30 protein-coding genes are annotated in these 23,375 nt (G+C 64.9%); 23 read left to right on the top strand and 7 right to left on the bottom strand.

Annotated features, from left to right (window positions below):
- Positions 1-5 precede the first annotated feature (5 nt).
- Together JNJ68_RS07445 and JNJ68_RS07440 are read left to right on the top strand one after the other, a co-directional pair.
- On the top strand, positions 6-1,355 hold the full coding sequence (locus tag JNJ68_RS07445; protein WP_294980893.1) for a S41 family peptidase: 1,350 nt from the start codon (positions 6-8) through the stop codon (positions 1,353-1,355).
- Between the two features lie 15 nt (positions 1,356-1,370).
- Positions 1,371-1,850 carry an RNA pyrophosphohydrolase gene (locus JNJ68_RS07440; protein WP_294980890.1) on the top strand — a complete coding sequence of 160 codons (480 nt, stop codon included), beginning with the start codon at positions 1,371-1,373 and terminating at the stop codon, positions 1,848-1,850.
- Here the strand turns inward: JNJ68_RS07440 and JNJ68_RS07435 are convergent.
- Both JNJ68_RS07435 and JNJ68_RS07430 read right to left on the bottom strand, forming a co-directional pair.
- The gene (locus JNJ68_RS07435) at positions 1,831-2,406 is read right to left on the bottom strand and encodes a hypothetical protein (RefSeq protein WP_294980887.1); all 576 of its coding nucleotides are present in this window, start codon (positions 2,404-2,406) and stop codon (positions 1,831-1,833) included. The two genes, JNJ68_RS07440 and JNJ68_RS07435, sit on opposite strands and share 20 nt — an antisense overlap.
- Positions 2,403-2,930 carry a lysozyme inhibitor LprI family protein gene (locus JNJ68_RS07430; RefSeq protein WP_294980884.1) on the bottom strand — a complete coding sequence of 176 codons (528 nt, stop codon included), beginning with the start codon at positions 2,928-2,930 and terminating at the stop codon, positions 2,403-2,405. The genes JNJ68_RS07435 and JNJ68_RS07430 overlap by 4 nt, the downstream gene beginning before the upstream one ends.
- A gap of 207 nt (positions 2,931-3,137) precedes the next feature.
- Between JNJ68_RS07430 and JNJ68_RS07425 the strand changes: the two genes are divergently transcribed.
- Positions 3,138-3,512, top strand: a complete 375-nt coding sequence (locus tag JNJ68_RS07425; protein ID WP_294980881.1) for a hypothetical protein — start codon at positions 3,138-3,140, stop codon at positions 3,510-3,512.
- A gap of 227 nt (positions 3,513-3,739) precedes the next feature.
- Positions 3,740-5,446: a bifunctional sulfate adenylyltransferase/adenylylsulfate kinase gene (locus JNJ68_RS07420; RefSeq protein ID WP_294980879.1), complete on the top strand. Its 1,707-nt coding sequence runs from the start codon at positions 3,740-3,742 to the stop codon at positions 5,444-5,446.
- Positions 5,447-5,494: 48 nt separating this feature from the next.
- On the opposite strand, the gene JNJ68_RS07415 is transcribed toward JNJ68_RS07420, so the two are convergent.
- The 3 genes from JNJ68_RS07415 to JNJ68_RS07405 all read right to left on the bottom strand — a co-directional run bounded on the left by JNJ68_RS07415 (position 5,495) and on the right by JNJ68_RS07405 (position 6,701).
- Positions 5,495-5,968: a cytochrome b/b6 domain-containing protein gene (locus JNJ68_RS07415; protein WP_294980876.1), complete on the bottom strand. Its 474-nt coding sequence runs from the start codon at positions 5,966-5,968 to the stop codon at positions 5,495-5,497.
- 65 nt (positions 5,969-6,033) lie between these two features.
- The gene (locus JNJ68_RS07410; protein ID WP_294980874.1) at positions 6,034-6,261 is read right to left on the bottom strand and encodes a DUF1150 family protein; all 228 of its coding nucleotides are present in this window, start codon (positions 6,259-6,261) and stop codon (positions 6,034-6,036) included.
- A complete protein-coding gene (locus JNJ68_RS07405; protein WP_294980871.1) occupies positions 6,258-6,701 on the bottom strand; it encodes an Hsp20 family protein in 444 nt (147 codons plus the stop codon). Before JNJ68_RS07405 ends, JNJ68_RS07410 begins: the two co-directional genes overlap by 4 nt.
- 210 nt (positions 6,702-6,911) lie before the next feature.
- Between JNJ68_RS07405 and JNJ68_RS07400 the strand changes: the two genes are divergently transcribed.
- The 19 genes from JNJ68_RS07400 to urtE all read left to right on the top strand — a co-directional run bounded on the left by JNJ68_RS07400 (position 6,912) and on the right by urtE (position 22,225).
- Positions 6,912-7,130, top strand: a complete 219-nt coding sequence (locus JNJ68_RS07400) for a DUF465 domain-containing protein (protein ID WP_294980868.1) — start codon at positions 6,912-6,914, stop codon at positions 7,128-7,130.
- A 59-nt stretch (positions 7,131-7,189) separates the two neighbouring features.
- Entirely contained in the window at positions 7,190-7,669 is a 480-nt protein-coding gene (purE, locus tag JNJ68_RS07395; RefSeq protein WP_294980865.1) for a 5-(carboxyamino)imidazole ribonucleotide mutase, read from the top strand.
- A complete protein-coding gene (locus tag JNJ68_RS07390; protein WP_294980862.1) occupies positions 7,662-8,726 on the top strand; it encodes a 5-(carboxyamino)imidazole ribonucleotide synthase in 1,065 nt (354 codons plus the stop codon). Before purE ends, JNJ68_RS07390 begins: the two co-directional genes overlap by 8 nt.
- Before the next feature lie 373 nt (positions 8,727-9,099).
- A complete protein-coding gene (locus JNJ68_RS07385) occupies positions 9,100-9,912 on the top strand; it encodes an urease accessory protein UreD (RefSeq protein ID WP_294980859.1) in 813 nt (270 codons plus the stop codon).
- A 9-nt stretch (positions 9,913-9,921) separates the two neighbouring features.
- Entirely contained in the window at positions 9,922-10,224 is a 303-nt protein-coding gene (locus JNJ68_RS07380) for an urease subunit gamma (RefSeq protein WP_294980856.1), read from the top strand.
- A 9-nt stretch (positions 10,225-10,233) separates the two neighbouring features.
- Positions 10,234-10,407: a hypothetical protein gene (locus JNJ68_RS07375; RefSeq protein WP_294980853.1), complete on the top strand. Its 174-nt coding sequence runs from the start codon at positions 10,234-10,236 to the stop codon at positions 10,405-10,407.
- A complete protein-coding gene (locus tag JNJ68_RS07370) occupies positions 10,404-10,712 on the top strand; it encodes an urease subunit beta (protein ID WP_294980851.1) in 309 nt (102 codons plus the stop codon). Before JNJ68_RS07375 ends, JNJ68_RS07370 begins: the two co-directional genes overlap by 4 nt.
- Positions 10,713-10,775: 63 nt before the next feature.
- Positions 10,776-11,591: a cyclase family protein gene (locus tag JNJ68_RS07365; RefSeq protein WP_294980848.1), complete on the top strand. Its 816-nt coding sequence runs from the start codon at positions 10,776-10,778 to the stop codon at positions 11,589-11,591.
- Positions 11,591-11,986, top strand: coding sequence for a carboxymuconolactone decarboxylase family protein (locus JNJ68_RS07360; RefSeq protein WP_294980845.1), 396 nt, complete (start codon positions 11,591-11,593; stop codon positions 11,984-11,986). Before JNJ68_RS07365 ends, JNJ68_RS07360 begins: the two co-directional genes overlap by 1 nt.
- Positions 11,987-12,120: 134 nt before the next feature.
- Positions 12,121-12,435: an antifreeze protein gene (locus tag JNJ68_RS07355; protein ID WP_294980841.1), complete on the top strand. Its 315-nt coding sequence runs from the start codon at positions 12,121-12,123 to the stop codon at positions 12,433-12,435.
- Positions 12,436-12,444: 9 nt separating this feature from the next.
- Positions 12,445-14,151 carry an urease subunit alpha gene (gene ureC / locus JNJ68_RS07350; protein ID WP_294980838.1) on the top strand — a complete coding sequence of 569 codons (1,707 nt, stop codon included), beginning with the start codon at positions 12,445-12,447 and terminating at the stop codon, positions 14,149-14,151.
- Positions 14,152-14,153: 2 nt separating this feature from the next.
- On the top strand, positions 14,154-14,663 hold the full coding sequence (locus JNJ68_RS07345) for an urease accessory protein UreE (protein WP_294980835.1): 510 nt from the start codon (positions 14,154-14,156) through the stop codon (positions 14,661-14,663).
- Positions 14,660-15,292, top strand: coding sequence for an urease accessory UreF family protein (locus JNJ68_RS07340; RefSeq protein WP_294980832.1), 633 nt, complete (start codon positions 14,660-14,662; stop codon positions 15,290-15,292). Before JNJ68_RS07345 ends, JNJ68_RS07340 begins: the two co-directional genes overlap by 4 nt.
- The gene (ureG, locus tag JNJ68_RS07335; protein ID WP_294980829.1) at positions 15,289-15,915 is read left to right on the top strand and encodes an urease accessory protein UreG; all 627 of its coding nucleotides are present in this window, start codon (positions 15,289-15,291) and stop codon (positions 15,913-15,915) included. The genes JNJ68_RS07340 and ureG overlap by 4 nt, the downstream gene beginning before the upstream one ends.
- Positions 15,916-16,271: 356 nt before the next feature.
- Positions 16,272-17,513, top strand: a complete 1,242-nt coding sequence (gene urtA / locus JNJ68_RS07330; protein ID WP_294981446.1) for an urea ABC transporter substrate-binding protein — start codon at positions 16,272-16,274, stop codon at positions 17,511-17,513.
- 127 nt (positions 17,514-17,640) lie between these two features.
- Positions 17,641-19,575, top strand: coding sequence for an urea ABC transporter permease subunit UrtB (gene urtB / locus JNJ68_RS07325; protein WP_294980827.1), 1,935 nt, complete (start codon positions 17,641-17,643; stop codon positions 19,573-19,575).
- A 3-nt stretch (positions 19,576-19,578) separates the two neighbouring features.
- Positions 19,579-20,790: an urea ABC transporter permease subunit UrtC gene (gene urtC, locus JNJ68_RS07320; protein ID WP_294980824.1), complete on the top strand. Its 1,212-nt coding sequence runs from the start codon at positions 19,579-19,581 to the stop codon at positions 20,788-20,790.
- Entirely contained in the window at positions 20,787-21,530 is a 744-nt protein-coding gene (gene urtD / locus JNJ68_RS07315) for an urea ABC transporter ATP-binding protein UrtD (protein ID WP_294980821.1), read from the top strand. Before urtC ends, urtD begins: the two co-directional genes overlap by 4 nt.
- Positions 21,527-22,225: an urea ABC transporter ATP-binding subunit UrtE gene (gene urtE, locus JNJ68_RS07310; protein WP_294980819.1), complete on the top strand. Its 699-nt coding sequence runs from the start codon at positions 21,527-21,529 to the stop codon at positions 22,223-22,225. The genes urtD and urtE overlap by 4 nt, the downstream gene beginning before the upstream one ends.
- A 54-nt stretch (positions 22,226-22,279) precedes the next feature.
- On the opposite strand, the gene JNJ68_RS07305 is transcribed toward urtE, so the two are convergent.
- Positions 22,280-22,969, bottom strand: coding sequence for an alpha/beta hydrolase (locus JNJ68_RS07305; RefSeq protein WP_294980815.1), 690 nt, complete (start codon positions 22,967-22,969; stop codon positions 22,280-22,282).
- A 58-nt stretch (positions 22,970-23,027) separates the two neighbouring features.
- Positions 23,028-23,375 (bottom strand): low affinity iron permease family protein (locus tag JNJ68_RS07300; RefSeq protein ID WP_294980812.1); only part of this gene is annotated, 348 nt, incomplete at its 5' end.

The following is a 23,375-nucleotide window of genomic DNA, read 5'->3' as shown; positions in this document are numbered from 1 at the left end:
CGAGGATGAAGAAGCAAGTGATGGCCGCGCTGGCCGGGACCGTCGCGGGGGCCGTTTTGACCACGCAGGTCGCGGGACCACTCGTCGCCCAGGAATCGGTACAGGACAGCTCGGTCTACGAACAGCTGGACCTGTTCGGCGACATCTTCGAACGCGTCCGCGCCCAGTATGTCGAAGAGGTTCCGACCGACGAACTGGTGACTGCCGCGATCAACGGCATGCTCACCTCGCTTGACCCGCATTCGTCCTATCTGTCCGCCAAGGACTTCGAGGACATGCAGGTCCAGACCAAGGGCGAATTCGGCGGCCTCGGGATCGAAGTGACCCAGGAAGAGGGCTTCATCAAGGTCATCTCGCCAATGGATGGCACCCCCGCCGCCAAGGCCGGGATCCAGGCAGGCGACTTCATCACCCATGTCAACGGCGAGCCGCTTCTGGGCTTGATCCTTGACGAGGCGGTCGAAAAGATGCGCGGCCCGATCGGATCCGAAATCATCATCACCATCGTCCGCGAAGGCACGCCGGAACCCTTCGACGTCTCGATCATCCGCGACACGATCAAGCTTGTCGCCGTTCGGGGCCGGGTCGTGGGCAACACCGCCGTTCTGCGGATCACCACGTTCAACGACCAGACGACCTCGGGCATGATCGAGGCGTTGAACAAGGGGATCGAGGAACTGGGCGGTGCCGAAAACCTTGATGGTGTGGTCATCGACCTGCGCAACAACCCCGGCGGGCTTCTGAACGAGGCGATCTCGGTATCGGACGCCTTCCTCGACAAGGGCGAGATCGTCTCGACCCGGGGTCGCGTTGCCGGCAGCGGCGAACGCTACAATGCCCAGCCGGGCGACGTGATCTATGGCAAGCCGATCGTCCTTCTGATCAACGGCGGCTCGGCTTCGGCCTCGGAAATCGTCGCGGGGGCGCTGCAGGATCACCGCCGCGCTGTCGTCGTCGGGACCAAGAGCTTCGGCAAGGGCTCGGTCCAGACGCTGATCCCGCTTCGGGGCGACGGCGCCATGCGCCTGACCACGGCGCGCTATTACACGCCCTCGGGCCGTTCGATCCAGGCGCTCGGCATCTCGCCCGACATCGTGGTGAACCAGCCCGAGCGCCCGCCCGTCGATCCAAACGCAACCGAGGAAGAGAAGAGCGCTGCGCTGCGTGAACAGTCCGAGGCCGATCTGCGCGGTGCGATCAGCAACGACTCGATGACGGATGAGGAAAAGCGGCTCTACGAGGAGGAACTCGCCCGGGCCGAGGAAGCTGCCAAGCTCCGGGACGAGGATTACCAGCTTGCCTATGCCGTCGACATCATCAAGGGGCTCACCGCAATCGCCCCTGCCGCACCGTAAGCAGCCGGGCGGCCGATGACTGACCCGAATGACCTGCCTTACCGGCCCTGCGTGGGCGTCGTCCTGATCGACGCCCGCGGTCTGGTCTTTGCCGGGCAGCGGATCGACAGCCCCTCACCCGCCTGGCAGATGCCGCAGGGCGGAATCGATGACGGCGAAAAGCCGCGCGAGGCCGCCTATCGCGAGCTTTGGGAAGAGACGGGGGTCACGCGTGACCTGGTTGAGTTCGTCGGCAAGACGCATGGCTGGGTGACCTACGACCTGCCGCCCGAGCTTCTGGGCAAGGTCTGGGGCGGCAAGTACCGGGGCCAGAAACAGAAATGGTTCCTGTTCCGCTTCAAGGGGCAGGACAGCGACATCAGGATCGCCACCGACCACCCCGAATTCGCGCAGTGGCGCTGGATTCTGGCCGACGAGATGGCCGCAAGCATCGTCCCCTTCAAACGCGCCGTCTACGACGAGGTCATTCGGAGTTTCAGGGCTTATCTGGCGTAACCTGATCCTTCAAACGATTGCGGTAGCTATGCAACCAGTTCCGTTCGCTCCTGAGATAGAAGATGCGTTCCGCGTACATCCGATCCATGCAGTAAGTCAGCGGCAACATTCGACGTTCGGCGTAGCTTAACTCGGCCACCACGAGGCCTTCCACGCTGCAACTGCTCAAGGCGTAATCTGACCATGCAAGCTCGGCCTCGACAGCAGCTCGCATCATGCCGACGGTCGTGACCAAGTCCATTTCAAAGCGTTCCTGGTCCAGCAAGTCAGCCGCACGCAGTTGCAACATCAGTTCGGCCTGATGCAACGACTCCCAGGCGCTTCGGCGTGGAAAGCAGTTCCGCGGTTCCGGGTAGGGCCATTCGCCAATTTCACCCAAGCATTCCCGCGTTGCTTTCCCTGCGCATGATACCGCCTCACTGTGGCTGGTTGCTGCGTCTATGCAGCTCTCAGTCCGCTCCCGGATTACAATGAAGTCGCGCGCCCAATCCTCGTAGTCATCTGCGTGAACGGGGGACGCCAAAGAAGCCAGAACAAGAAGCATAAGCGCTTTCATGGCTGACTCTCGATTTTGATCTCGCGCAGGAATGCACGAAGCGCGAACATTCGTTCTACCACAAGGTCCATTTCGCAATGCGGTCCAACGGTGATCGCGGCCGTGCCCCCGGCAACCTGCTGTACGTCAAACACACACTGAGCAACGCGGTACTTCGCCCAGTTCTCTTGAGCCTTCAGAAAAGTCTGATGGGCAAACGGGGAGCGTTCAGCTTTCTGGGCGATTTCGTTGTCCTTCAGCACGGACCATGCCTCGAGGTTCCTTTCCTGAATTGACAGGAGATGATCCCATAGGGCCAGCTCCCGCCGATTGCATCCCGCTTGATCTGGATGGATCGGTTCTCTCCCCATCCTCCCCAAGCAGCCCTCATAGGTCAGGTTTACGCAGCCCTGCGCGGCCTCCGAGGTCTCTGCCGCATCAAAACATGTGGAAATCAGCGCAAGGTCTTCACGGGCGTCCTTGTCGAAGTCAACATCAGCCGCCGCTGGGGCCGCCAAAAGCACAGAAAGGAACAGGACGCGCATCGTGGCAACCGTTCAGATGTGAATGGACTCATCTTTCCATGGCCTCCGAGCCGCCACAAGGCCGGGTCGGTTCCACTGCGGTGGGGGGTGACCCATGTCGCCCGTGCCAAATCCAGAGTGACCTTCCGGCAGTGGCATTGACACATCGCAAGGCGAACCCGGGCATGACCGGGCAGACTGGGCTTTCTGCAGCCAAGGGGTCCAGCCATGCGTTTCGCCCTTACCACCTCCCTGGTCTTTCTCGCTCTCTTCGTCGTGCCCATCATCAGCTACGGCATCTTCTCGCGGTTCACCGGCCTGCAGCCGCCCGGCGATGACCCCACTGCTTTTCTGGCCGGCGTCGCGGTCTCGAAAATCGGTACCGCCATCGCCTTCACCGGCATCTGGCTTGTCGGCCGCGAGGCGCTTGGGCCGCAGTGGGCGCTTTACGTCCTGCTCTGGTGGGGGATGTTCGTCCTGGGCGAGGTCGGCCAGGCCCTTGGCCCGGATTACAGCTGGCAGGAAGCCATCGCCGGGATCCTGTCCGAGACGATCTATCTGCCGCTTTCCGGCCTGATCGTGGCCCGGCTTCTGCCGGTCTAGCCCCGCCCAGACGGAACAGCGTTCCTTGGTTTCCGTTCTTGTCCCGGTTCCATGGGAAATCCGCCCCGCCTGACGCTGCAGCGCAGAACCGTTGCCTTTCGGGGCCATTTCCAACGGCATTTCCGCCTTTTCTAGTGCGAAATCCCCGCATTCGCTTGAATTCGGCCCCTTTCCCGCGCTACGGACCCGCGCAAATGCGGCCCTGACCGCGCAGAAAGGTTGAACCGATGTCCCTTGCGAACCATGCCCCGATCCCGGAGCTTTACGTCTCATACGACTCTGCCCAGAAGCTGAAAATTGAGGCCGGGCAGCTCCCCTCCTGGGACCTGACGCCCCGGCAGATCTGCGACCTGGAACTGCTGATGAACGGCGGGTTCAACCCGCTCAAGGGCTTCATGGGGCAGGCGGATTACGAGGGCGTGGTGGAAAACATGCGCCTGGCAAGCGGCGCGCTGTTCCCGATCCCGATCACACTGGACGTGTCCGAGGCCTTCGCCGACAAGGTCGAACCCGGCCAGGACATCGCCCTGCGCGACCAGGAAGGGGTGATCCTCGCCATTCTGTCGATCTCCGACAAATGGGTGCCGAACAAGGCGAATGAGGCCGAGAAGGTCTTTGGCGCCGATGACCTTGCCCATCCGGCGGTCAACTACCTGCACAATACGGCCGGCAAGGTCTACCTCGGCGGCCCGGTGACCGGCATCCAGCAGCCGGTGCACTACGACTTCAAGGCCCGCCGCGACACGCCGAACGAGCTTCGCGCGCTTTTCCGCAAGCTCGGCTGGCGCAAGGTCGTGGCTTTCCAGACCCGCAACCCGCTGCACCGCGCGCATCAGGAACTGACCTTCCGCGCCGCGCGTGAGGCGGAAGCGAACCTCCTGATCCACCCGGTCGTCGGCATGACCAAGCCGGGCGATGTCGACCACTTCACCCGCGTCCGCTGCTATGAGGCGGTGCTGGACAAGTACCCGGCCCAGACCACGGCCCTGTCGCTCCTCAACCTCGCCATGCGCATGGCGGGCCCGCGTGAGGCTGTCTGGCACGGCATCATCCGCAAGAACCACGGCTGCACCCACATGATCGTCGGCCGCGACCACGCCGGTCCGGGCAAGAACAGCGCAGGCAAGGATTTCTACGACCCCTACGCCGCGCAGGAGCTTTTCGCCCAGCACGCGGCGGAAATCGGCATCGAAATGGTCGACTTCAAGCACATGGTCTATGTGCAGGAGAAGGCCCAGTACTACCCGGCGAACGAGATCCCGGAAGGCTCGACCGTCCTCGACATCTCGGGCACCGAGCTTCGCCGCCGCCTGCGCGAAGGGCTGGACATCCCGGAATGGTTCTCCTTCCCCGAGGTGGTGACCGAACTCCGCAAGACCAGCCCCGCGCGGTCGAAGCAGGGCTTTACCGTCTTCTTCACCGGCCTTTCCGGCAGCGGCAAATCCACCATCGCCAACGCGCTGATGGTCAAGCTGATGGAGATGGGCGGGCGCCCGGTCACGCTTCTGGACGGTGACGTGGTGCGGAAACACCTGTCGTCGGAACTGGGGTTCTCCAAGGAACACCGCGATCTGAACATCAAGCGGATCGGCTATGTCGCCTCGGAAATCACCAAGAACGGCGGCATCGCGATCTGTGCGCCGATCGCGCCCTATACCGCGACCCGCCGCGCCGTCCGCGAGATGATCGAGGCGTTCGGGGCCTTCGTTGAAGTCCATGTCGCCACCTCGATCGAGGAATGCGAACGCCGCGACCGCAAGGGGCTCTACAAGCTCGCCCGGGAAGGCAAGATCAAGGAATTCACCGGGATTTCCGACCCCTACGAGGCGCCGACTGCCGCCGAGCTGGTGGTGGACACCGAGAATGTCGATGTCGACCACTGCGCGCATCAGGTGCTGCTGAAGCTGGAACAGATGGGCCTGATCCGGGCCTGATCGCCGATCTTGAGGAAAAGGCCGCGCCCAGGGCGCGGCCTTTTTCGTTCACTCGGCCCGCATCATCCGGCGCAGGAGCCCGTCCTTCAGCACATACTGGTGGTAAAGCGCCATCAACGCATGGCCCAGGACCACAAGCATCAGGATATTGGCCGCAAGGCTGTGGATTTCCCCCACCTCGAGGCCCAGGAAGAACACGCTGGCCCCGCCCAGCGGCACCGCGACCATCAAGAGATAGATCAGACGGTGCCCCCAGTCGGCCGCCATGACCGAAAGGCTGCCCGGCGTGCCGGGCGCTGTGGGAGCCCCGCGCGACAGTCGCACCAGGATCCGCACGACGACCAGCAACAGGATCGCAAGCCCAAAGGCCACATGCGGCACAAAGCCCAAGACGCCGCCGTTTTCGGCGGCTTCCATCGCCTCTTCCGCGCCCTCTCCTGAAAGCCAGGCTGCCAAGATCAGCACGGCGATCAGCCAGTGCAAGGCAATCTGGATGCCTGAATATCCTTGTGTGGTTTTCACCGTGACCTCCGTTCGCGACTGAACCGCATACGCGTCAGCCTATCCCTTCCGTCGCGAAAGGCCAGTCAGTGCACGCTTACCGGCGTGAAATCGTGCTCGCGCGCGAGATGGAAGGCGAGCTTGCGATCCGCAACCAGCGCCAGCTGGCGTCCGTCGATCCCGTGAACGGAATAGACGACATCCAGCCCCCCCATCTGCTCGCGCACTTCATCGGGCAGATCGCCCACCGCGACTTCGCGGACATAGACGATCCGGTCACCGCCCTGCGGCAATCCGTTGAATGGCGTGTTCATTTCTTGCCCCCTCCCTTCTGGCTGGCATCCTTTCGACCGATCCGGATCGTCTGCACCACCGTCTCGGGGACGTGCCGGCGCAGGTCGACGTGGAGAAGCCCGTTCTCCATCGTGGCACCCGCGACCTCGACCCCGTCGGCAAGAACAAAGCTGCGCTGGAAGGCGCGGCTGGCAATGCCCCGATGCAGGAAGACCCGTTCGCCGATATCCTCGGCCTGACGGCCCCGCACCACAAGCTGCCGGTCCTCGACCGTGATCGACATGTCTTCCTCACGGAAGCCTGCGACGGCCAGCGTGATCCGGTAGGCGTTTTCCGACACGGCCTCGATGTTGAACGGAGGATAGCCCTCGGCCCCCGATTTCGCTGTGCGCTCGACCAGCCTCTCCAGCTGCTCGAACCCCAGAAGGTAGGGATGGGCCCCAAAGCTCAGTTTCGTCATCGGACAGTCCTTGGCATAAGCGACGGTTCGGTCTTGGCGGCCCCGGTACAGGCACCGCATGCGATCAATATGGGGCCCGCCGCCCGACCCCGCAAGGCCGGGGAATGCCGAAGACTGCATGCGTCCTGCGGGAATTTTCGCAGAAACCTTCACCCAAGAGCAGTGCTTTCCTATATCCTGCAGGAAAGGCAGGAATCGATTCGCCCCACTATGAACGCCCCCTCCGAACTCAGTCATGAAGAGATGCTCGGCATCAAGCTTGAGGTCATGCGTCGCGAACACCGCGACCTGGACGAGGCTATCCATGCCCTCGAAACCACCGGCCGCCCCGATCAGCTCACGCTTCGCCGCCTGAAGAAGCAGAAGCTTGCTCTGAAGGACCAGATCGTGAAGATCGAGGACATGCTGATCCCGGATATCATCGCCTGACGCTTGCCCCTACGCCCGCGCCAAGGTAAGCGCGCCACCAAAGCAATGCGGAGGCGCCGATGGCCGTTGACGTGGGAATCATCATGGGGTCGCAAAGCGACTGGCCTACGATGAAGGGCGCCGCCGAGATCCTGGATGAGCTGGGCATCGCCTACGAGACCAAGATCGTCTCGGCTCACCGTACCCCCGACCGGCTTTGGGACTATGGCAAGACCGCCGTGTCGCGCGGCCTCAAGGTGATCATCGCCGGGGCCGGTGGGGCTGCACATCTGCCCGGCATGATGGCCTCGAAGACCCGGGTCCCGGTGATCGGGGTTCCGGTCCAGACCAAGGCGCTGTCGGGCGTCGATTCGCTCTATTCCATCCTGCAGATGCCCAAGGGCTACCCGGTCGCCACCATGGCGATCGGAGGGGCCGCCAACGCAGGCCTTATGGCCGCAGCGATCCTCGCCACCTCCGATGCGGTCGTGGCCGCAAGGCTTGACGCCTGGCGCGAGGCGCTGTCGGCCTCGATCCCCGAGGAGCCGAAGGATGACTGAACTTCCGCAAGGCGCGACCATCGGCATCCTGGGCGGCGGCCAGCTTGGCCGGATGCTCTCCGTCGCCGCCAGCCGCCTCGGCTATCGCTGCCACATCTATGAACCCGGCGCCGCCCCGGCCGGGGACGTGGCCCTGAAAGTGACAACGGCACCCTATGAGGACGAAACCGCTCTTCGCGCCTTCGCCGCCTCGGTCGATGTCATCACCTACGAATTCGAGAACGTCCCGACCTCCGCGCTCGACCTCCTCGAAAGCCTGAAGCCGATCCGGCCCAACCGCCACGCACTCGCGATCAGCCAGGACCGGATCAGCGAGAAGTCTTTCCTGAATGACCTCGGCCTGCAGACCGCCCCCTGGGCCGCCGTCAATTCCGAAGTCGACCTCCGCGCCGCGGCCGAAAGCCTCGGCCTGCCGGCCATCCTGAAGACCACGCGGCTTGGCTATGACGGCAAGGGCCAGGTGAAGCTGGACGCCGAGGCTGACATCCCTGCCGCCTGGGCCGCGATGAATGGTGCGCCTTCGGTTCTGGAAGGCTTCGTCGCCTTCGACCGCGAGGTCTCGGTCATCGCCGCCCGCGGCCTCGACGGGTCCGTCGCCTGCTTCGACCCCGGCGAGAACATCCACCGCGAAGGCATCCTGCGGACCACCACTGTCCCCGCGCGCCTGTCCCCCGGCCAGCGCCCCGATGCCGTGCTGATCGCCGCCCGCATCCTGAACGCGCTCGACTATGTCGGCGTCATGGGGGTAGAGCTTTTCGTCACTCCGCGCGGCCTGCTCGTCAACGAGATCGCCCCGCGTGTCCACAACTCGGGCCACTGGACGCAGGCAGGCTGCACAGTGGACCAGTTCGAACAACACATCCGAGCGGTCGCGGGCCTGCCCCTGGGCGATGGCAACCGCTATGCCGATGTGGTGATGGAAAACCTGATCGGTGACGATGTCCTGCGGGTGCCCGAGCTTCTGAAAGCCCGCGACACCGCTGTCCACCTTTACGGCAAGGGCGCCCCGCGCCCCGGTCGCAAAATGGGCCACGTGAACCGGGTGGTGCGGGGCTGAAGGCCAATCCCTCTTGGGTCTCGTGCCGACACTGAATGGCGGATGCGAAGATAGGCCGTGGCCGGGATAACACCCTTGGAACCAGCTGCCCTCGATTGCGCTCATCCAATGCGCCGAGGGGCGACGCCGAATGCCGGACCCGACGCGCTTCCGGGCGCGGCATTAAGAACCAGGTCTCCGACAGAACCGGGTCAGCGACGCCTTCCCGCCCGTCATCGCGGGATTTCCAGGACTGACGCCTTTGTAGGCAAACTGCCTGCGTTTTCGTCAGATGCGCCCTTCCCTGCGCAGCGGCACCCCGGCTTTGCCATTTTGGCCCAAGACCCCAGTGCGACCAGGAGTTACCCCAGCGGAAGCAACCCCGCAGGTCCTGATGATCGCTTGCCCCGCTTCCACCGCCGAACGCAGTCACGGCGCCGCGCGTCTCAGTTTCCGCCGCGCCGGGGTCTGGACGCGGCTTGAGAGGCTACACCAGTCCGGGTCGGCCAAGGCCTTCGTGCATCCCTCGGTGTCGGCACCGGACGTGGTGTTCCTGAACACTTCGGGTGGGATGACTGGCGGGGATCGCTTGTCTTACCGGCTGGCACTGGGTGCCGGTTGCCGGGTGACGGCCACGACGCAGACGGCAGAACGGGCCTATCGCAGCGTCGAAGGGATGGCGAGGGTCGAGGTAAGCCATGAGGTCGGGCCGGGCGCGCATCTCGACTGGTTGCCGCAGGAGACGATCCTTTTCGACCATTCCGCGCTGGAGCGGGTGACGACGGTCTCGCTCGCCGCAGGCGCCTCCTGTCTGTTGCTCGAGGCCGTTGTCCTGGGCCGCGCCGCGATGGGCGAGGTGGTGCGGCAAGTGAACCTCTTGGACCGCCGCCAGGTCCTGCGCCAAGGCGTGCCGGTTCTGGTGGAGCCCTTGCGGCTGAACAGCACCGCACGGGAGGCGGGCTTGGGCATTCTGGGCAAAGCGCGGGCCTTTGCAAGCATCGCCCTGGTGGCCGAAGGCGCCGAGGCGCGGGTGGCAGCGGTGCGGGCGGTTCTGAATGAACCCGGCGTTCAGGCCGGCGCCTCGGGCTTTGACGGCAAGCTGACGCTGCGGCTGATGGCTGTAGATGGCTGGCCAATGCGGCGGCAAATCCTGCGGGTGCTGGAGGTGCTGCGCGACGGCCCCCCGCCCCGTGTCTGGCAGATGTAAGGAAAAGGCATGAACCTGACCCCCCGTGAACGGGAAAAGCTTCTGGTCAGCGTGGCGGCGATGGTCGCACGGGGCCGTCTTCAGCGCGGCGTCAAGCTGAACCACCCCGAGGCAGTGGCGCTGATCTCCGATTTCGTCGTCGAGGGTGCTCGCGACGGCCGCACCGTTGCCGACCTGATGGAAGCGGGCGCGCATGTGATCCGGGCCGACCAGTGCATGGACGGCATCCCCGAGATGATCCACTCCGTCCAGGTCGAGGCGACGTTCCCGGACGGCACCAAGCTCGTCACCGTGCACCACCCCATCCGCTGAGAGGCCCTGATGAAACGCCTTGTCCTCCCCTTTGCTCTCTTCCCCACCTCCGCACTCGCCCATCCGGGCGACCATCACGGTGCCGGGCCCTGGCATCTGCTGACCGAGCCGGACCATCTGGCGATGATCGGCGCCGTTGTGGCCGTGCTGGGCTATGCGATCTACCGGTGGGCGCGGTCGTGATCCCCGGGGAAATCCTGCCTGCTGCGGGCGACATCGAACTCAACGCGGGTCAACCGGTCACGGTGCTGATGGTCGCCAACACCGGCGACCGACCGGTGCAGGTGGGCAGCCATTACCACTTTGCCGAGACGAACACGGCCCTTTCCTTCGACCGGGACGCCGCCCGTGGCCAACGGCTCGACATCGCCGCAGGCACCGCTGTCCGCTTCGAGCCGGGACAGAGCCGCGAGGTTCGGCTTGTCCCCTTCGGTGGCGCACGCGTGGTCTACGGCTTCAACCAGAAGGTGATGGGATCGCTGGGATGACACTTGACGCAAGGGCAATGGCAGGGGGACGCTGGACGTTCCAACCAACAGGGAGAACGACCCATGTGTGACGCCTGTCTGATCGAAAACATCAAGTCCCAGATGCTCTCGCGCCGTGCCCTCTTTACCGGGGCCGCAGCGACGACCGCTGCCGTTGTCGCGACCGGCCTGACCACGGCCAAGCCCGCCCTTGCGCAATCCGCGGGCAAGGTCGTGGACCTGACCCATGCCTATGACGGGGCCTTCCCGACCTTCGACGGCAACCCCGGCATCTTCTATGAACCGGCCGTGAAGTTCGCGGACTCCGGCTATCAGCTTTGGAAGCTGACGATCTACGAACACACCGGCACCCATATCGACGCGCCCTTGCACTTCACCGAGGACGGCACCTCGGTCGCCGACCTCGCGCCCGAGAAACTGGTCTGCCCACTATGCGTGCTGGACCTGACGGCGAAGGCGAAAGATGACGCCAACGCGATGGTGGAACCCGCAGATATCGAGGCCTGGGTCTCTGCCAATGGCGAGATACCCGCCGGGGCCTGCGTGGCGATGAACTCGGGCTGGGCCGCGAAGGTCGGCGATCCGCTCTACCGCAACACGCCCGACGGCAAGTTCGCCTTCCCCGGCTTTTCCAAGGCCGCGACGGACATGCTGGCGGGGATGGACGTGGCCTGCATCGGTGTGGACACGCTGTCGCTCGACCCCGGCAACTCGGCCGACTTCGCGGTGCATTTCAGCTGGCTCCCCGGCGGACGCTTCGGGATCGAGAACATGGCCAACCTCGACCAGCTGCCCGCCACCGGCGCGACGGTCTTCATCGGCGCACCGAAGCACAAGCAGGGCACCGGCGGCCCGGCCCGCGTCATGGCGGTGCTGTGATGGCGGTCGTTCCGCTTCTGAGCGACGAGGAGGCGGGGGCGGAAGCCCTGGCCGTCTTCGACGACATCCGGGCGAAGCGCCAGACCGACTACGTGAACAACTTCTGGCGCGCTCTGGCACATGATCCGGCGACGCTTAAGGCGACATGGGACCGCGCGCAGGCCGTCATGGCCCCCGGAGCGCTCGACCCGCTGGTCAAGGAGCTCATCTACATCGCCGTCTCCACCGCCAACGGCTGCGACTACTGCGTCCATTCCCACACCGCCGCCGCCCGCGCCAAGGGCATGACCCCCGCCATGCATGGCGAGCTTCTGGCAGTGATCGCGATGGCCAGCCAGACCAACGCACTGGCCACGGCCCTGTCTATCCCGGTCGACGAAAGGTTCATGGCATGAGCTTTGGTCCGATCGAACACCAAGACGTGACCGGATCTTGCGGCCTGTCCGCCATGTTCGCGCGTTACCCCGGTGCCAGTTCACCCGGTGCCACCACGGCACCCGGTGGTGACTGGCTTTAGGAGAGTACCCCCATGTACCCGATGATGACCCCGGCCCAGATGATCCAGCTGTCGATGAAGACCGGCATGATGCTGATGGAAGCGCAGATGGTGATCGGCATGCGGATGATGGGACTGGCCGGCTTCTGGCGTGTTCATCCGTCCGAGAACGCCATGATGTCGTCCGAGAAAGTCTCGGCGGTCAGCCAGTCGGCCATCGCATCCTCAAAGGCGATCATGTCCGGCAAGTCCCCGTCCTTCATCGCCGAGGCCGCGCTGGCCCCGATCAGCCGCCGCACCAAGTCCAACGTCAAGCGCCTGGCCCGTCGCGGGCCTGGCAAACCCTGAAGGTTTCCAATGCCAGCCCTGATCAGCCGCCAGTCCTATGCTTCAATGTACGGCCCCACGACCGGGGACCGGTTGCGGCTGGGGGATACCGAGCTGATCGTCGAGGTGGAGCGCGACCTCACCACCTACGGCGAGGAGGTGAAGTTCGGCGGCGGCAAGGTGATCCGCGACGGGATGGGGCAGTCCCAGGTCTCCCGGGCCGGGGGCGCGGTGGATACGGTGATCACCAACGCGCTGATCATCGACCACTCCGGCATCTACAAGGCCGATGTGGGCCTGCGCGACGGGCTGATCGCGGCCATCGGCAAGGCGGGGAACCCGGACACCCAGCCCGGCGTGACGATCATCATCGGGCCGGGGACCGAGATCATCGCGGGTGAGGGGCGGATCCTGACGGCGGGCGGAATGGACGCGCATATCCATTTCATCTGCCCGCAGCAGGTAGAGGACGCGCTGCATTCCGGGATCACCACCATGCTGGGCGGCGGGACCGGTCCGGCGCATGGGACTTTGGCGACGACCTGCACCCCCGGCCCCTGGCACCTGGGGCGGATGATCCAGGCGGCGGATGCGCTCCCGATGAACCTGGCCTTTGCCGGGAAGGGCAATGCCAGCCTACCCGAGGGGATTGTCGAGCAGGTCCGGGCAGGTGCTGCGGCGTTGAAGCTGCATGAGGATTGGGGGACCACCCCCGGCGCCATCGACTGCTGCCTTGGGGTTGCCGACGAGATGGACGTGCAGGTGATGATCCACACCGACACGCTGAACGAAAGCGGGTTCGTCGAGAACACTCTGGCCGCCTTCAAGGGCCGCACGATCCATGCTTTCCACACCGAAGGCGCGGGCGGCGGGCATGCCCCCGACATCATGAAGGTGGTGGGCTGGCAGAACGTGCTGCCGTCCTCGACCAACCCGACGATGCCCTATACGGTCAACACCGTCGAAGAGCATCTCGACATGCTGATGGTCTGCCACCACCTCGACAATCGCATCCCAGAGGACGTGGCCTTCGCCGAAAGCCGCATCCGGCGCGAGACGATCGCGGCCGAGGACGTGCTGCACGACATGGGGGCGTTCTCGGTGATCTCGTCGGACAGCCAGGCGATGGGCCGGGTGGGCGAGGTGATCACCCGGACCTGGCAGACGGCGCACAAGATGAAGGTCCAGCGCGGACGGCTGGCGGAGGAGGTGGGGCAGAACGACAACCTCCGCGTCCGGCGATACATCGCCAAGTACACGATCAACCCGGCCATCGTGCATGGGGTCAGCCAGCACATCGGCAGCGTGGATGTCGGCAAGCGCGCCGATCTGGTGCTGTGGAACCCCGCCTTCTTCGGCGCCAAGCCCGAGATGGTGCTGATCGGCGGCATGATCACCGTGGCGCAGATGGGCGACCCGAACGGCTCGATCCCGGTCCAGCCGATGTATTCCCGCCCGATGTTCGGAGCGCTTGGCCGGGCCGTGGAACGTTCCGCGGTCGTGTTCGTGTCGAAAGCCGCGCTGGAGGATGACCTGCGGTCGCGCCTTGGGACCGCCAAGGCGATGGTGGCGGTCGAGAACACCCGCGAGATCGGCAAGCGCGACATGGTGCTGAACAACGCAATGCCGAAAGTCGAGGTCCACCCCGAAACCTACGAAGTCCGCGCCGACGGCGAAGTGATCACCTGTGCGCCTGCGACCGAGCTACCGCTCGCACAGCGCTATTTCCTGTTCTGACCATGACAAGACTTCTGAAATCGGCCCCTTCTCTTGCCCATGACCGGGTGATCCTCGACTACGACCAGCGCTTGATGCGGCGGAAGCTTCTGACCAGTGCCGGGGGCCGAGAGTTCCTGGTAGACCTGCCCTCTGTCACCAACCTGGACGACCACTGGGGTTTCGCGGTTGACGGCGTGAACATCGAGATCGTCCCCGCGCCCGAGGCGGTTCTGGTCATCACCGGTGACCTTACCCGCCTCGCCTGGCACATCGGCAACCGCCACACGCCCTGCCAGATCCACCCCGACCGCCTGATCATCCGCGAGGATCATGTGCTGGAGCGGATGCTCGAAGGCCTTGGCGCGACGATCCGGCGCGAGAGCCTGCCCTTCAAGCCGGAAGGCGGTGCCTACGGCCACGGCCGGACGATGGGCCATTCCCACGGCGACGAGACCGAAGCCGCCCGGTTCGGCTGGCACCACCATGGCGATGGGCAGTTGCACTTTCACGCTCCGAAAGGGGCCAAGTGACCGCGCTCTTGACCCTTGTCCAGTGGCTCTCCCCCGCCTTTCCGACCGGGGCCTTCGCCTATAGCCACGGGTTGGAGCGGGTCATCGCCGCCGGGGACGTCACTGACGCGCAAACCTTTGAGCAGTGGCTCCGCAATATCCTCCACTACGGCGCGGGCTGGCAGGATGCGGTCCTTCTGACCCAGGCTCTGGCAGAAGGGGCGGACCACGCCGCACTCGACGCCCTCGCCCGCGCTTTGGCCCCGTCAGCCGAACGGCTGCAGGAAAGCGCCGAGCAGGGTGCAGCCCTGGCGAGGATGGTCTCCAGCCTGACCGGGCGCACCCTTCCGCCACGGATGCTTCCCATTGCGGTGGGAGAAGCCGCCGCCCCGTTGGACCTTCCGCCGGGACAGGTCGCGCAGCTTTACCTGCAGAACTTTGCCGGCAACCTCTGCACCATCGCCACCCGTCATGTCCCCTTGGGCCAAACTGCTGGGCAGGGGGTTCTGATGCGGCTTCTGCCGGAAATTGAAGCTTTGGGCACTAAGTCGGCGTCCGCCAGCCTGGACGACCTCGGCAGCTGCGCCCTTGCTGCGGACCTGGCGGCCTTCCAGCACGAAACCCAGGATGTAAGGATCTTCCGCACATGACCCATGGCCCCCTCCGCGTCGGCATCGGCGGTCCTGTCGGTGCGGGCAAGACCACGCTGACCGAGAAGCTCGCCCGTGCGCTTGGTCCCCGGCTGTCGATGGCCGTCATCACCAACGACATCTACACCCGCGAGGACGCCGAGGCCCTTACGCGCGCGCAGGTCCTGCCCGCGTCCCGCATCCGGGGCGTCGAAACCGGCGGCTGTCCGCATACCGCGATCCGCGAGGACGCGTCGATCAACCTTGCCGCCGTGGCCGACCTGAACCGGGCCTTCCCCGACCTCGACCTGATCCTGATCGAAAGCGGAGGCGACAACCTTGCTGCCACGTTCAGCCCCGAACTTGCCGACCTGACGATCTACGTCATCGACACGGCAGCGGGGCAGGACATTCCACGCAAGCGCGGGCCGGGGGTTACGAAATCCGACCTCCTCGTCGTCAACAAGACCGACCTTGCCCCCCACGTCGGCGTGGACCCGGTCCTGCTGGAGGCCGATACCGGCCGCGCGCGGGGCACCCGTCCCTATGTGATGGCCCAACTGCGCCACGACAAAGGCGTGGATGAAGTCGTCGATTTCATCGTCAAGCACGGCGGGCTGCGGTTGAAGACTGCCACGGCGTAACCCGCGACTCAGGCTGGAACGCGCGGGCGGAAGGGGCCTCCTTTCCGCCCGCTACCGTTTGCAAAAGGCTCGCAGATCGCCCCGACAGCGCCTTCGCATCCGCAGAATGCTCGCTTTCTGCGCTGCAGCGTCGGCAGCCGCTCAAATTCTGGCCATCGGAGTGAAAGGCCCTGCCCGGTTGCCCGGTTCCGCTGGCCGCCCGTTCCACGCACGGCTTTCCTGATGCCAGCCTAGGCCACTGCCAAGGCCCAGAAGACCAAACACGCCTGGCCCGTCCGCGGCCAACGAAACAGGGGACTGACACCATGAAACTGACCAGACGCACGCTTCTGTCCAGCGCTGCAGCTGCCGCTGCAATGACCATGCCGCGCTTTGCCTTCGCCGAAGGGGAAACGATCAAGATCGGCGTGCTGCACTCGCTTTCCGGGACCATGGCGATTTCGGAAACCACGCTGAAAGACACCATGCTGATGCTCATCGAGCAGCAGAACGCCAAGGGCGGTCTTCTCGGCAAGCAGCTTGAGGCGGTGGTCGTCGACCCAGCCTCCGACTGGCCGCTCTTCGCCGAAAAGGCGCGCGAGCTTCTGACCGTCTCGAAGGTCGACGTCATGTTCGGCTGCTGGACCTCGGTGTCCCGAAAATCCGTGCTCCCGGTGATCGAGGAACTGAACGGCCTCCTCTTCTACCCCGTCCAGTACGAGGGCGAGGAATCGTCGAAGAATGTCTTCTACACCGGCGCCGCGCCGAACCAGCAGGCGATCCCGGCGGTGGACTACTACCTGGAAGAGCTTGGCGTCACCAAGTTCGCTCTCCTCGGCACCGACTACGTCTACCCGCGCACCACGAACAACATCCTCGAGGCCTACCTGATCTCTAAAGGCATCCCGAAGGAAGACATCTTCGTCAACTACACCCCCTTCGGGCATAGCGACTGGTCGAAGATCGTGGCGGACGTGGTGGCTCTGGGTGCCGACGGCAAGAAGGTCGGCGTCATCTCGACGATCAACGGTGATGCGAACATCGGCTTCTACAAGGAACTGGCAGCCGCTGGCGTTTCCGCCGACACCCTGCCGGTCGTCGCCTTCTCGGTCGGCGAAGAGGAACTCTCCGGCCTGGATACCTCGAATCTGGTGGGCCACCTGGCGGCCTGGAACTACTTCATGTCGGCCGACACGCCCGAAAACGCCGCCTTCATCGCGGCCTGGAAGGCCTTCATCAAGGACGACAAGCGCGTCACCAACGACCCGATGGAAGCCCATTACATCGGCTTCAACATGTGGGTGAACGCGGTGACCGCCGCCGGAACCACCGAAGTCGACGCTGTCCGCACCGCGATGTGGGGGCAGGAATTCCCGAACCTCACCGGCGGCATGGCTGTGATGGGTGCCAACCACCACCTGACGAAACCGGTGCTGATCGGCGAGATCCGCGCTGATGGACAGTTCGACATCATCAGCCAGACCGAGCCGGTCCCCGGCGACGCCTGGACCGACTACCTGCCGGAATCGGCAGTGCTGGAGGCCGACTGGAAGGACCTTCAGTGCGGGATGTACAACAAGGACACCAAGACCTGCGTCCAGCTGACGTCGAACTACTGACCCCGTCCGCCGCGGCCCGACGCCGGGCCGCAAGCGCTTCCCCTCCCCCGATCGTGGGGAGGGGTTGGCGGCGGGGGGCTATCCGCCCGCCGCCCTCCCTGTCGACCCCTTCAGTCCCGGACGCCCCATGCGCCTGACCACCTGTCTTCTTGTGGCCTTCTGTCTGCTGCCGTTGCCTTCCCTTGCCCAGGAAGCGGCCCGGATCGTCGCGGAAAACCGCGCCCAGATCGAAAAGCCCTCGCGCCAGACCATCGGTCCGCTGATTGCCGAACTGGTGGGCAGCAACGATCCTATGGCCGATGACATCCTTTCCGCCTGGGCCGACAAGCGGCTGGTGATCCGCAAGTCCGACAGCGCGATGTTTGTGGCCGTGGCGGAGGGCGACGGCTTTGCCCTGATCGCGCTGGACGGGACGCCTGCCGGAACGGCCGCCAAGGCCGAGCTGACCGAATTGAAGCCCAACGCCGGTGTACGCGGCCTGATCGCGACGGCGCTGGTGCAGTTTACCCTCTCTGACCCTGATCCCCGAAAGCGCCAGGCCGCGCTGACCTCGATCGCGCAGGACCCGACCGCCGAGGCGCTGGAGCCGCTGCGCGCCGCCATCGCGTCCGAGGAGGACGCGGGGTTGAAAGCGCAGAAAGTACGCCTCGAACGCCTTCTGACCCTCCGCTTCGATCCGTCGTCTCAGGCACGCGTCGCTGCCATCGACAGCTTCGGCTCCGACCTCGGCCTCGACCTTCGCGCAGCACTCAACCCCCTGGTCGCCACCACCCGCATCGCCTCGTCCACTCCCCCCGAAGGCAACATCGCCCGCGAGCTGCGTCTCGGCTCCGACATCCCCGAGGATGAGGCCTATGTCCTCCTCGTCGCCGCAAGCCTCGCCCCCGCCCGCCTGACGCTGGAAGACCAGCGCGCCGCCCTGCTTGCCAACCTCAAGGACGGTATGGTCGCTGGCGTCCCCGTGGCCGAGTTGAACACCCAAGCCGCCCGCGACCGCGCCTATACCGCGCTGGAGGCTTCCGGCGCCGTCCCCGTCGCCGCCACCGATGACGAGGCGAAAGCCGCGCTCAAGGCCGCGAAGTTCTACGAGGTCTATGTCGAGCCCGACCCCGCCGTGACCGAGGCTGCGGAAGAAGCGCTCACCCGCATCGGCACCAAGGTCGGCATCATGCAGACGGCAGACCTTGGCCTCGACGCCCTGTCGCTCGCCTCGATCTACTTCCTTGCCGCCATCGGTCTGGCCATCACCTTCGGCGTCATGGGCGTGATCAACATGGCGCATGGCGAGTTCATCACCATCGGAGCCTATACCGGCTATGTCGTCCAGCTGTATGTGCCCGACTACACGCTCTCCATCCTTGTCGCACTTCCCCTGGCCTTCGCGATCACCTTCGCAGCCGGGGTGGCCCTTGAACGCCTGGTCATTCGCCACCTCTACAAGCGACCGCTGGAGACCCTCCTCGCCACCTTCGGCATCTCCATCGCGCTGCAGCAGATCCTGAAGAACGTCTTCGGCACCCAGGCCCGCCCCCTCACCTCCCCCGCCTGGCTGGACGGGGCGCTGGTGATCAACGACGTCGTCTCGATCAGCTACATCCGCATCGCGATCTTTGTCCTGGCGCTGATCTTCCTCGCCTTCTTCCTCTACCTCATGAAGCGCACCCGCCTTGGCCTGGAAGTCCGCGCCGTCACCCAGAACCCCGCGATGGCCGCCTCGATGGGGATCGATCCCGACCGCATCAACATGCTGACCTTCGGTCTCGGCTCGGGCATCGCGGGCATCGCCGGGGTCGCCATCGGGCTCTTCGCCAAGGTCACGTCCGAGCTTGGCACCGACTACATCGTGCAAAGCTTCATGACCGTCGTGGTCGGTGGCGTCGGCAGCATCTGGGGCACGCTGTCAGGCGCCGTGATGATCGGCAGCTTCCAGAAGGTGATCGAGTTCTTCAATCCCTCCAACACCTTGGCCGCGCAGACCTACATGATCCTTTTCATCATCCTTTTCATCCAGTTCCGGCCCCGCGGCATCATCGCGCTTCGTGGTCGCGCGGCGGGGGATTGATCCATGACCCACCCCCGCCACCGCTCCGCCCTGATCTTCCTCGCCAGCCTCGCGATATTCACCATCGCCGTGACCATCGCCGCGCAGTTCGGTCTCGTCTCCACCTCCTTCGTGAAGACGCTGGGCAAGACCCTGTGCCTCTGCCTCGCGGCCTTGGCGATGGACCTGATCTGGGGCTACGCCGGAATCCTTTCGTTGGGCCACATGGCCTTCTTCGCGCTTGGCGGCTACATGGTCGGCATGTGGCTGATGTATGCCCGGACCGAGGAGATCGTGATTGCCTCGATGTCCAACGGCGGCCTACCGGCCACGCCCGAGGAAATCAGCCAGGGCATCGCCACCCAGATCTTCGGCGTTGTCGGGGCATCGGACCTCCCTGCGATCTGGAGCTTCGCGAATAGTCTACCCCTGCAACTGGCGCTGGTCGTCGCCGTCCCCGGCCTTCTGGCCCTGATCTTCGGCTGGCTCGCCTTCCGGTCCCGCGTCACCGGGGTCTATCTGTCGATCCTGACCCAGGCGATGACGCTGGCGCTGGCGCTCTACCTCTTCCAGAACGACAGCGGATTGCGCGGCAACAACGGGCTTTCCGGCCTGCAGAACCTGCCCGGCGTCACCGCAGGCCAGGACGCCGTAAGCCTGTGGTTCTTCTGGGCCTCTGCTGCGGCCCTCGCCCTGACCTATGTCGGCCTCCACGCCATCGTCTCGGGCAAGTTCGGCAGCGTGATCCGGGCAATCCGCGATGATGAAGCGCGCGTGCGGTTCCTGGGCTATTCGGTCGAGGGCTACAAGCTTTTCGTCTTCACCCTGACCGCCGTGATCTGCGCCTTCGCCGGTGCGCTCTATTACCCGCAGGCGGGCATCATAAACCCGGCCGAACTGGCCCCCATCGCAAGCATCTACCTCGCGGTCTGGGTTGCGGTCGGCGGGCGCGGCCGGCTTTACGGGGCCGTCATCGGTGCGGCGCTGGTATCGCTCCTTTCCAGCTGGTTCACCGGCGGCCGGGTGCCATCGGTCGACCTTGGCATCGGCACGATCAACTGGGTGGACTGGTGGCTCGTCCTTCTGGGCCTGACCTTCGTCTGCGTCACGCTTTTCTCGCCCAAGGGCATCGGCGGGCTCTTCGACCGCTTCGCCGGTGTCCATGCCCCCGACCGCAAGGGGGCTCCGCTTGGGCCTGACGACGGATCCCTGCAAGAGAAGGAGGCGCAGGAATGAGCGCGCTTCTTGAAGTCTCGGGCGTGACCGTCAGCTTCGACGGCTTCCGTGCGATCAACAACCTGACCTTCTCGATCGGGGCAGCCGAGCTTCGCGCGATCATCGGACCGAACGGGGCGGGGAAAAGCACCTTCATGGACATCGTCACCGGCAAGACACGACCCGACAGCGGATCGGTCAACTTTGGCGAACGACCTGTCTCTCTGCTGAAACTCTCCGAGGCCCAGATCGCCCGCGCTGGCATCGGCCGCAAGTTCCAGCGGCCCACGGTCTTCGAGGATCAGACGGTGCACGAAAACCTGACGCTGGCCCTTAAGGCCGCCCGCAGCCCTTGGGCCGTGCTGGCCTGGCGCAAGTCGGCGGCTGACGAAGACCGGATCGCCGCGCTGACGGCTCAGGTTGGCCTTGCGGACAGCCTGGCCAAGAAAGCCGGCACCCTGAGCCACGGCCAGAAGCAATGGCTCGAGATCGCCATGCTGCTCGCGCAGGAACCCCGGCTGCTGCTGGTCGACGAACCCGCTGCGGGGATGACGTTGGCCGAGCGGGAAAAGACCACAGAGCTGCTCGTGGACATCGCACGGACCCGCGCGGTGGTGGTGGTCGAGCATGACATGGACTTCGTCCGTCGCCTGAACTGCAAGGTCACTGTCCTGCACGAGGGCGCCGTCCTGGCCGAGGGGAGCCTGGATCATGTGACGAAGAACCAGACGGTGATCGACGTCTATCTGGGGCGCGGATGATGCTGAAGACCAAAGGCCTGACCCTGCACTATGGCGGCTCGCAGATCCTGCACGGGATCGACTTTCAGGCGAAAGCCGGGGAAGTGACCTGCATCATGGGGACGAACGGAGTAGGCAAGACCAGCTTCCTGAAAGCGCTTGCCGGGACGCACCAAAGGTCCGGCGGGACTATTGAGTTGGACGGTGAGACCCTTGGCCGCCTGCCTGCGCAAGAGATGGCGCGTCGGGGCCTGGCAGTGGTGCCGCAAGGGCGGATGATCTTTCCGCTGCTCACGGTGCGCGAGAACCTGGAGACGGGCTTTGCCCTTTTGCCAAAGGCCGAACACAAGGTCCCTGACAGCATCTACGAGCTTTTTCCGGTCCTGAAAGACATGTCGAACCGCCGGGGCGGCGACCTTTCGGGCGGGCAGCAGCAGCAACTGGCCATCGCCCGGGCAATGATCACGAAGCCCAAGGTCCTGCTTCTGGACGAGCCGACCGAGGGCATCCAGCCCAACATCATCCAGCAGATCGGCCGGGTGATCACTTACCTCAAGGACCAGGGAACCATGGCCATCGTCCTGGTCGAGCAGTACTTCGACTTCGCCTATGGACTTGCCGACCATGTCTATGTGCTGCGGCGCGGGGCGGTTTCGACGCAGGGGCCGATTGCTGGCTTTGACAAGGCCAGCCTCAGGGCCGAAGTCTCGGTCTGACGCCCCCGGGCTGCCGCCAGGTCCGTCTTCAGGTCCCCCGGGCATCGCCTGCCCCTACCGGTCAAACCGCCCGTGTCGCAGGAAATGCATCACCTGCCGGATCACCGTCGGGTTCACCATCATCCAGGTATGGCTGACCGGCAGCACCAGGTGGTCGGCCATACCTTCCAGCTTCGTGCTTTCCACCGTTACCTTGCCGTCGTCCGGTCCGGGCAGAAGCTGGCTGAACCAGGGGCTGACCGACCTCGTCCCTGCAATGATCCCCAAAGGATAGTCCGGTAGGGGAAGCCGGTTCGGCCAGCTCTCCGGGCCGGTTCCAAGGCTCATCCCGGCTGGGCCATTCACCATCTCGAAGGCCTTCCAGTCCCCGAAGGCATCCACCAGTTCCGAACCATGGTTCGGCGGGGCCAGCATCACCACTCGGCCCAGACCCGGCGGATGCCCCCGCGCCAGCCAGTCGCGCACAAGGATCCCGCCCATCGAATGGGTGACAAAATGCGTCGTGCCGAAGAAGGGCGCCGAAAAGGCCGCCGCGACCTGATTGACCAGAACCTCCGGCGTGGCCCGGGTCGAAGGATAGGCGGCGCGGCTGACGGCATATCCCCCCGCCCGCAGTGCCAGCCCCATGGCCGCCAGTGAATTGGACGACCGGGCAAGGCCATGCACCAGAATCACCCGTTCCCGAACCGTGCTGCCAGAAGCAGCGTCGGCAGGGGCGGCAAAGGGAAGGCGCAGACGGGTCATGCGCCGATCATTGCCCGGTACGCTGCGGATGGAAAGCGCGGCTTCCGCTGACCTTGCGTCATGGCTCGGGCGCTCCGGTGTCGTCGATCCCCTGGGCCAGTCCGGTCCGAGCATCCCGCGCCAGCCGTTCATACCGGGCCCGGAAGGCCTCCAGCATGGTCTCGTCCAGCTCTTCCAGGTCAAGAAGCGCGTTATGCGCGCCTTTCGTCGCCCGGATCAGCTCGTCCAGCTTCAGCTGGATCGCCGCCGTGTCGCGGTTCTGGGTGTTCTGGATCAGAAAGACCATCAGGAAGGTGATGATGGTTGTCCCGGTATTGATCACCAGCTGCCAGGTATCGGAATAGCCAAAGACCGGCCCGGTCAGGATCCAAACCCCGATCACCCCCAGCGCCAGCAGAAATGTCGT

The sequence above is a fragment of the Tabrizicola sp. genome (assembly GCF_016793705.1).
Lineage (GTDB): Bacteria > Pseudomonadota > Alphaproteobacteria > Rhodobacterales > Rhodobacteraceae > Tabrizicola.
The sequence above is the reverse complement of the archived record's forward strand: the minus strand, read 5'-3'. Positions and strand labels throughout refer to the sequence as shown.

Bases quoted from the DNA above. Each gene is read 5' to 3' on its own strand.
- JNJ68_RS07385 (WP_294980859.1), top strand. From the start codon at position 9,100: ATGATCGCTTGCCCCGCTTCCACCGCCGAACGCAGTCACGGCGCCGCG.
- JNJ68_RS07420 (WP_294980879.1), top strand. From the start codon at position 3,740: ATGTCCCTTGCGAACCATGCCCCGATCCCGGAGCTTTACGTCTCATAC.
- JNJ68_RS07445 (WP_294980893.1), top strand. From the start codon at position 6: ATGAAGAAGCAAGTGATGGCCGCGCTGGCCGGGACCGTCGCGGGGGCC.
- urtA (WP_294981446.1), top strand. From the start codon at position 16,272: ATGACCATGCCGCGCTTTGCCTTCGCCGAAGGGGAAACGATCAAGATC.
- purE (WP_294980865.1), top strand. From the start codon at position 7,190: ATGGCCGTTGACGTGGGAATCATCATGGGGTCGCAAAGCGACTGGCCT.
- JNJ68_RS07360 (WP_294980845.1), top strand. From the start codon at position 11,591: ATGGCGGTCGTTCCGCTTCTGAGCGACGAGGAGGCGGGGGCGGAAGCC.
- urtE (WP_294980819.1), top strand. From the start codon at position 21,527: ATGATGCTGAAGACCAAAGGCCTGACCCTGCACTATGGCGGCTCGCAG.
- JNJ68_RS07390 (WP_294980862.1), top strand. From the start codon at position 7,662: ATGACTGAACTTCCGCAAGGCGCGACCATCGGCATCCTGGGCGGCGGC.
- JNJ68_RS07365 (WP_294980848.1), top strand. From the start codon at position 10,776: ATGTGTGACGCCTGTCTGATCGAAAACATCAAGTCCCAGATGCTCTCG.
- ureC (WP_294980838.1), top strand. From the start codon at position 12,445: ATGCCAGCCCTGATCAGCCGCCAGTCCTATGCTTCAATGTACGGCCCC.
- JNJ68_RS07440 (WP_294980890.1), top strand. From the start codon at position 1,371: ATGACTGACCCGAATGACCTGCCTTACCGGCCCTGCGTGGGCGTCGTC.
- JNJ68_RS07305 (WP_294980815.1), bottom strand. From the start codon at position 22,969: ATGACCCGTCTGCGCCTTCCCTTTGCCGCCCCTGCCGACGCTGCTTCT.
- JNJ68_RS07380 (WP_294980856.1), top strand. From the start codon at position 9,922: ATGAACCTGACCCCCCGTGAACGGGAAAAGCTTCTGGTCAGCGTGGCG.
- urtD (WP_294980821.1), top strand. From the start codon at position 20,787: ATGAGCGCGCTTCTTGAAGTCTCGGGCGTGACCGTCAGCTTCGACGGC.
- JNJ68_RS07435 (WP_294980887.1), bottom strand. From the start codon at position 2,406: ATGAAAGCGCTTATGCTTCTTGTTCTGGCTTCTTTGGCGTCCCCCGTT.
- ureG (WP_294980829.1), top strand. From the start codon at position 15,289: ATGACCCATGGCCCCCTCCGCGTCGGCATCGGCGGTCCTGTCGGTGCG.
- JNJ68_RS07375 (WP_294980853.1), top strand. From the start codon at position 10,234: ATGAAACGCCTTGTCCTCCCCTTTGCTCTCTTCCCCACCTCCGCACTC.
- JNJ68_RS07430 (WP_294980884.1), bottom strand. From the start codon at position 2,930: ATGCGCGTCCTGTTCCTTTCTGTGCTTTTGGCGGCCCCAGCGGCGGCT.
- JNJ68_RS07400 (WP_294980868.1), top strand. From the start codon at position 6,912: ATGAACGCCCCCTCCGAACTCAGTCATGAAGAGATGCTCGGCATCAAG.
- JNJ68_RS07355 (WP_294980841.1), top strand. From the start codon at position 12,121: ATGTACCCGATGATGACCCCGGCCCAGATGATCCAGCTGTCGATGAAG.
- JNJ68_RS07405 (WP_294980871.1), bottom strand. From the start codon at position 6,701: ATGACGAAACTGAGCTTTGGGGCCCATCCCTACCTTCTGGGGTTCGAG.
- urtC (WP_294980824.1), top strand. From the start codon at position 19,579: ATGACCCACCCCCGCCACCGCTCCGCCCTGATCTTCCTCGCCAGCCTC.
- JNJ68_RS07425 (WP_294980881.1), top strand. From the start codon at position 3,138: ATGCGTTTCGCCCTTACCACCTCCCTGGTCTTTCTCGCTCTCTTCGTC.
- JNJ68_RS07345 (WP_294980835.1), top strand. From the start codon at position 14,154: ATGACAAGACTTCTGAAATCGGCCCCTTCTCTTGCCCATGACCGGGTG.
- urtB (WP_294980827.1), top strand. From the start codon at position 17,641: ATGCGCCTGACCACCTGTCTTCTTGTGGCCTTCTGTCTGCTGCCGTTG.
- JNJ68_RS07410 (WP_294980874.1), bottom strand. From the start codon at position 6,261: ATGAACACGCCATTCAACGGATTGCCGCAGGGCGGTGACCGGATCGTC.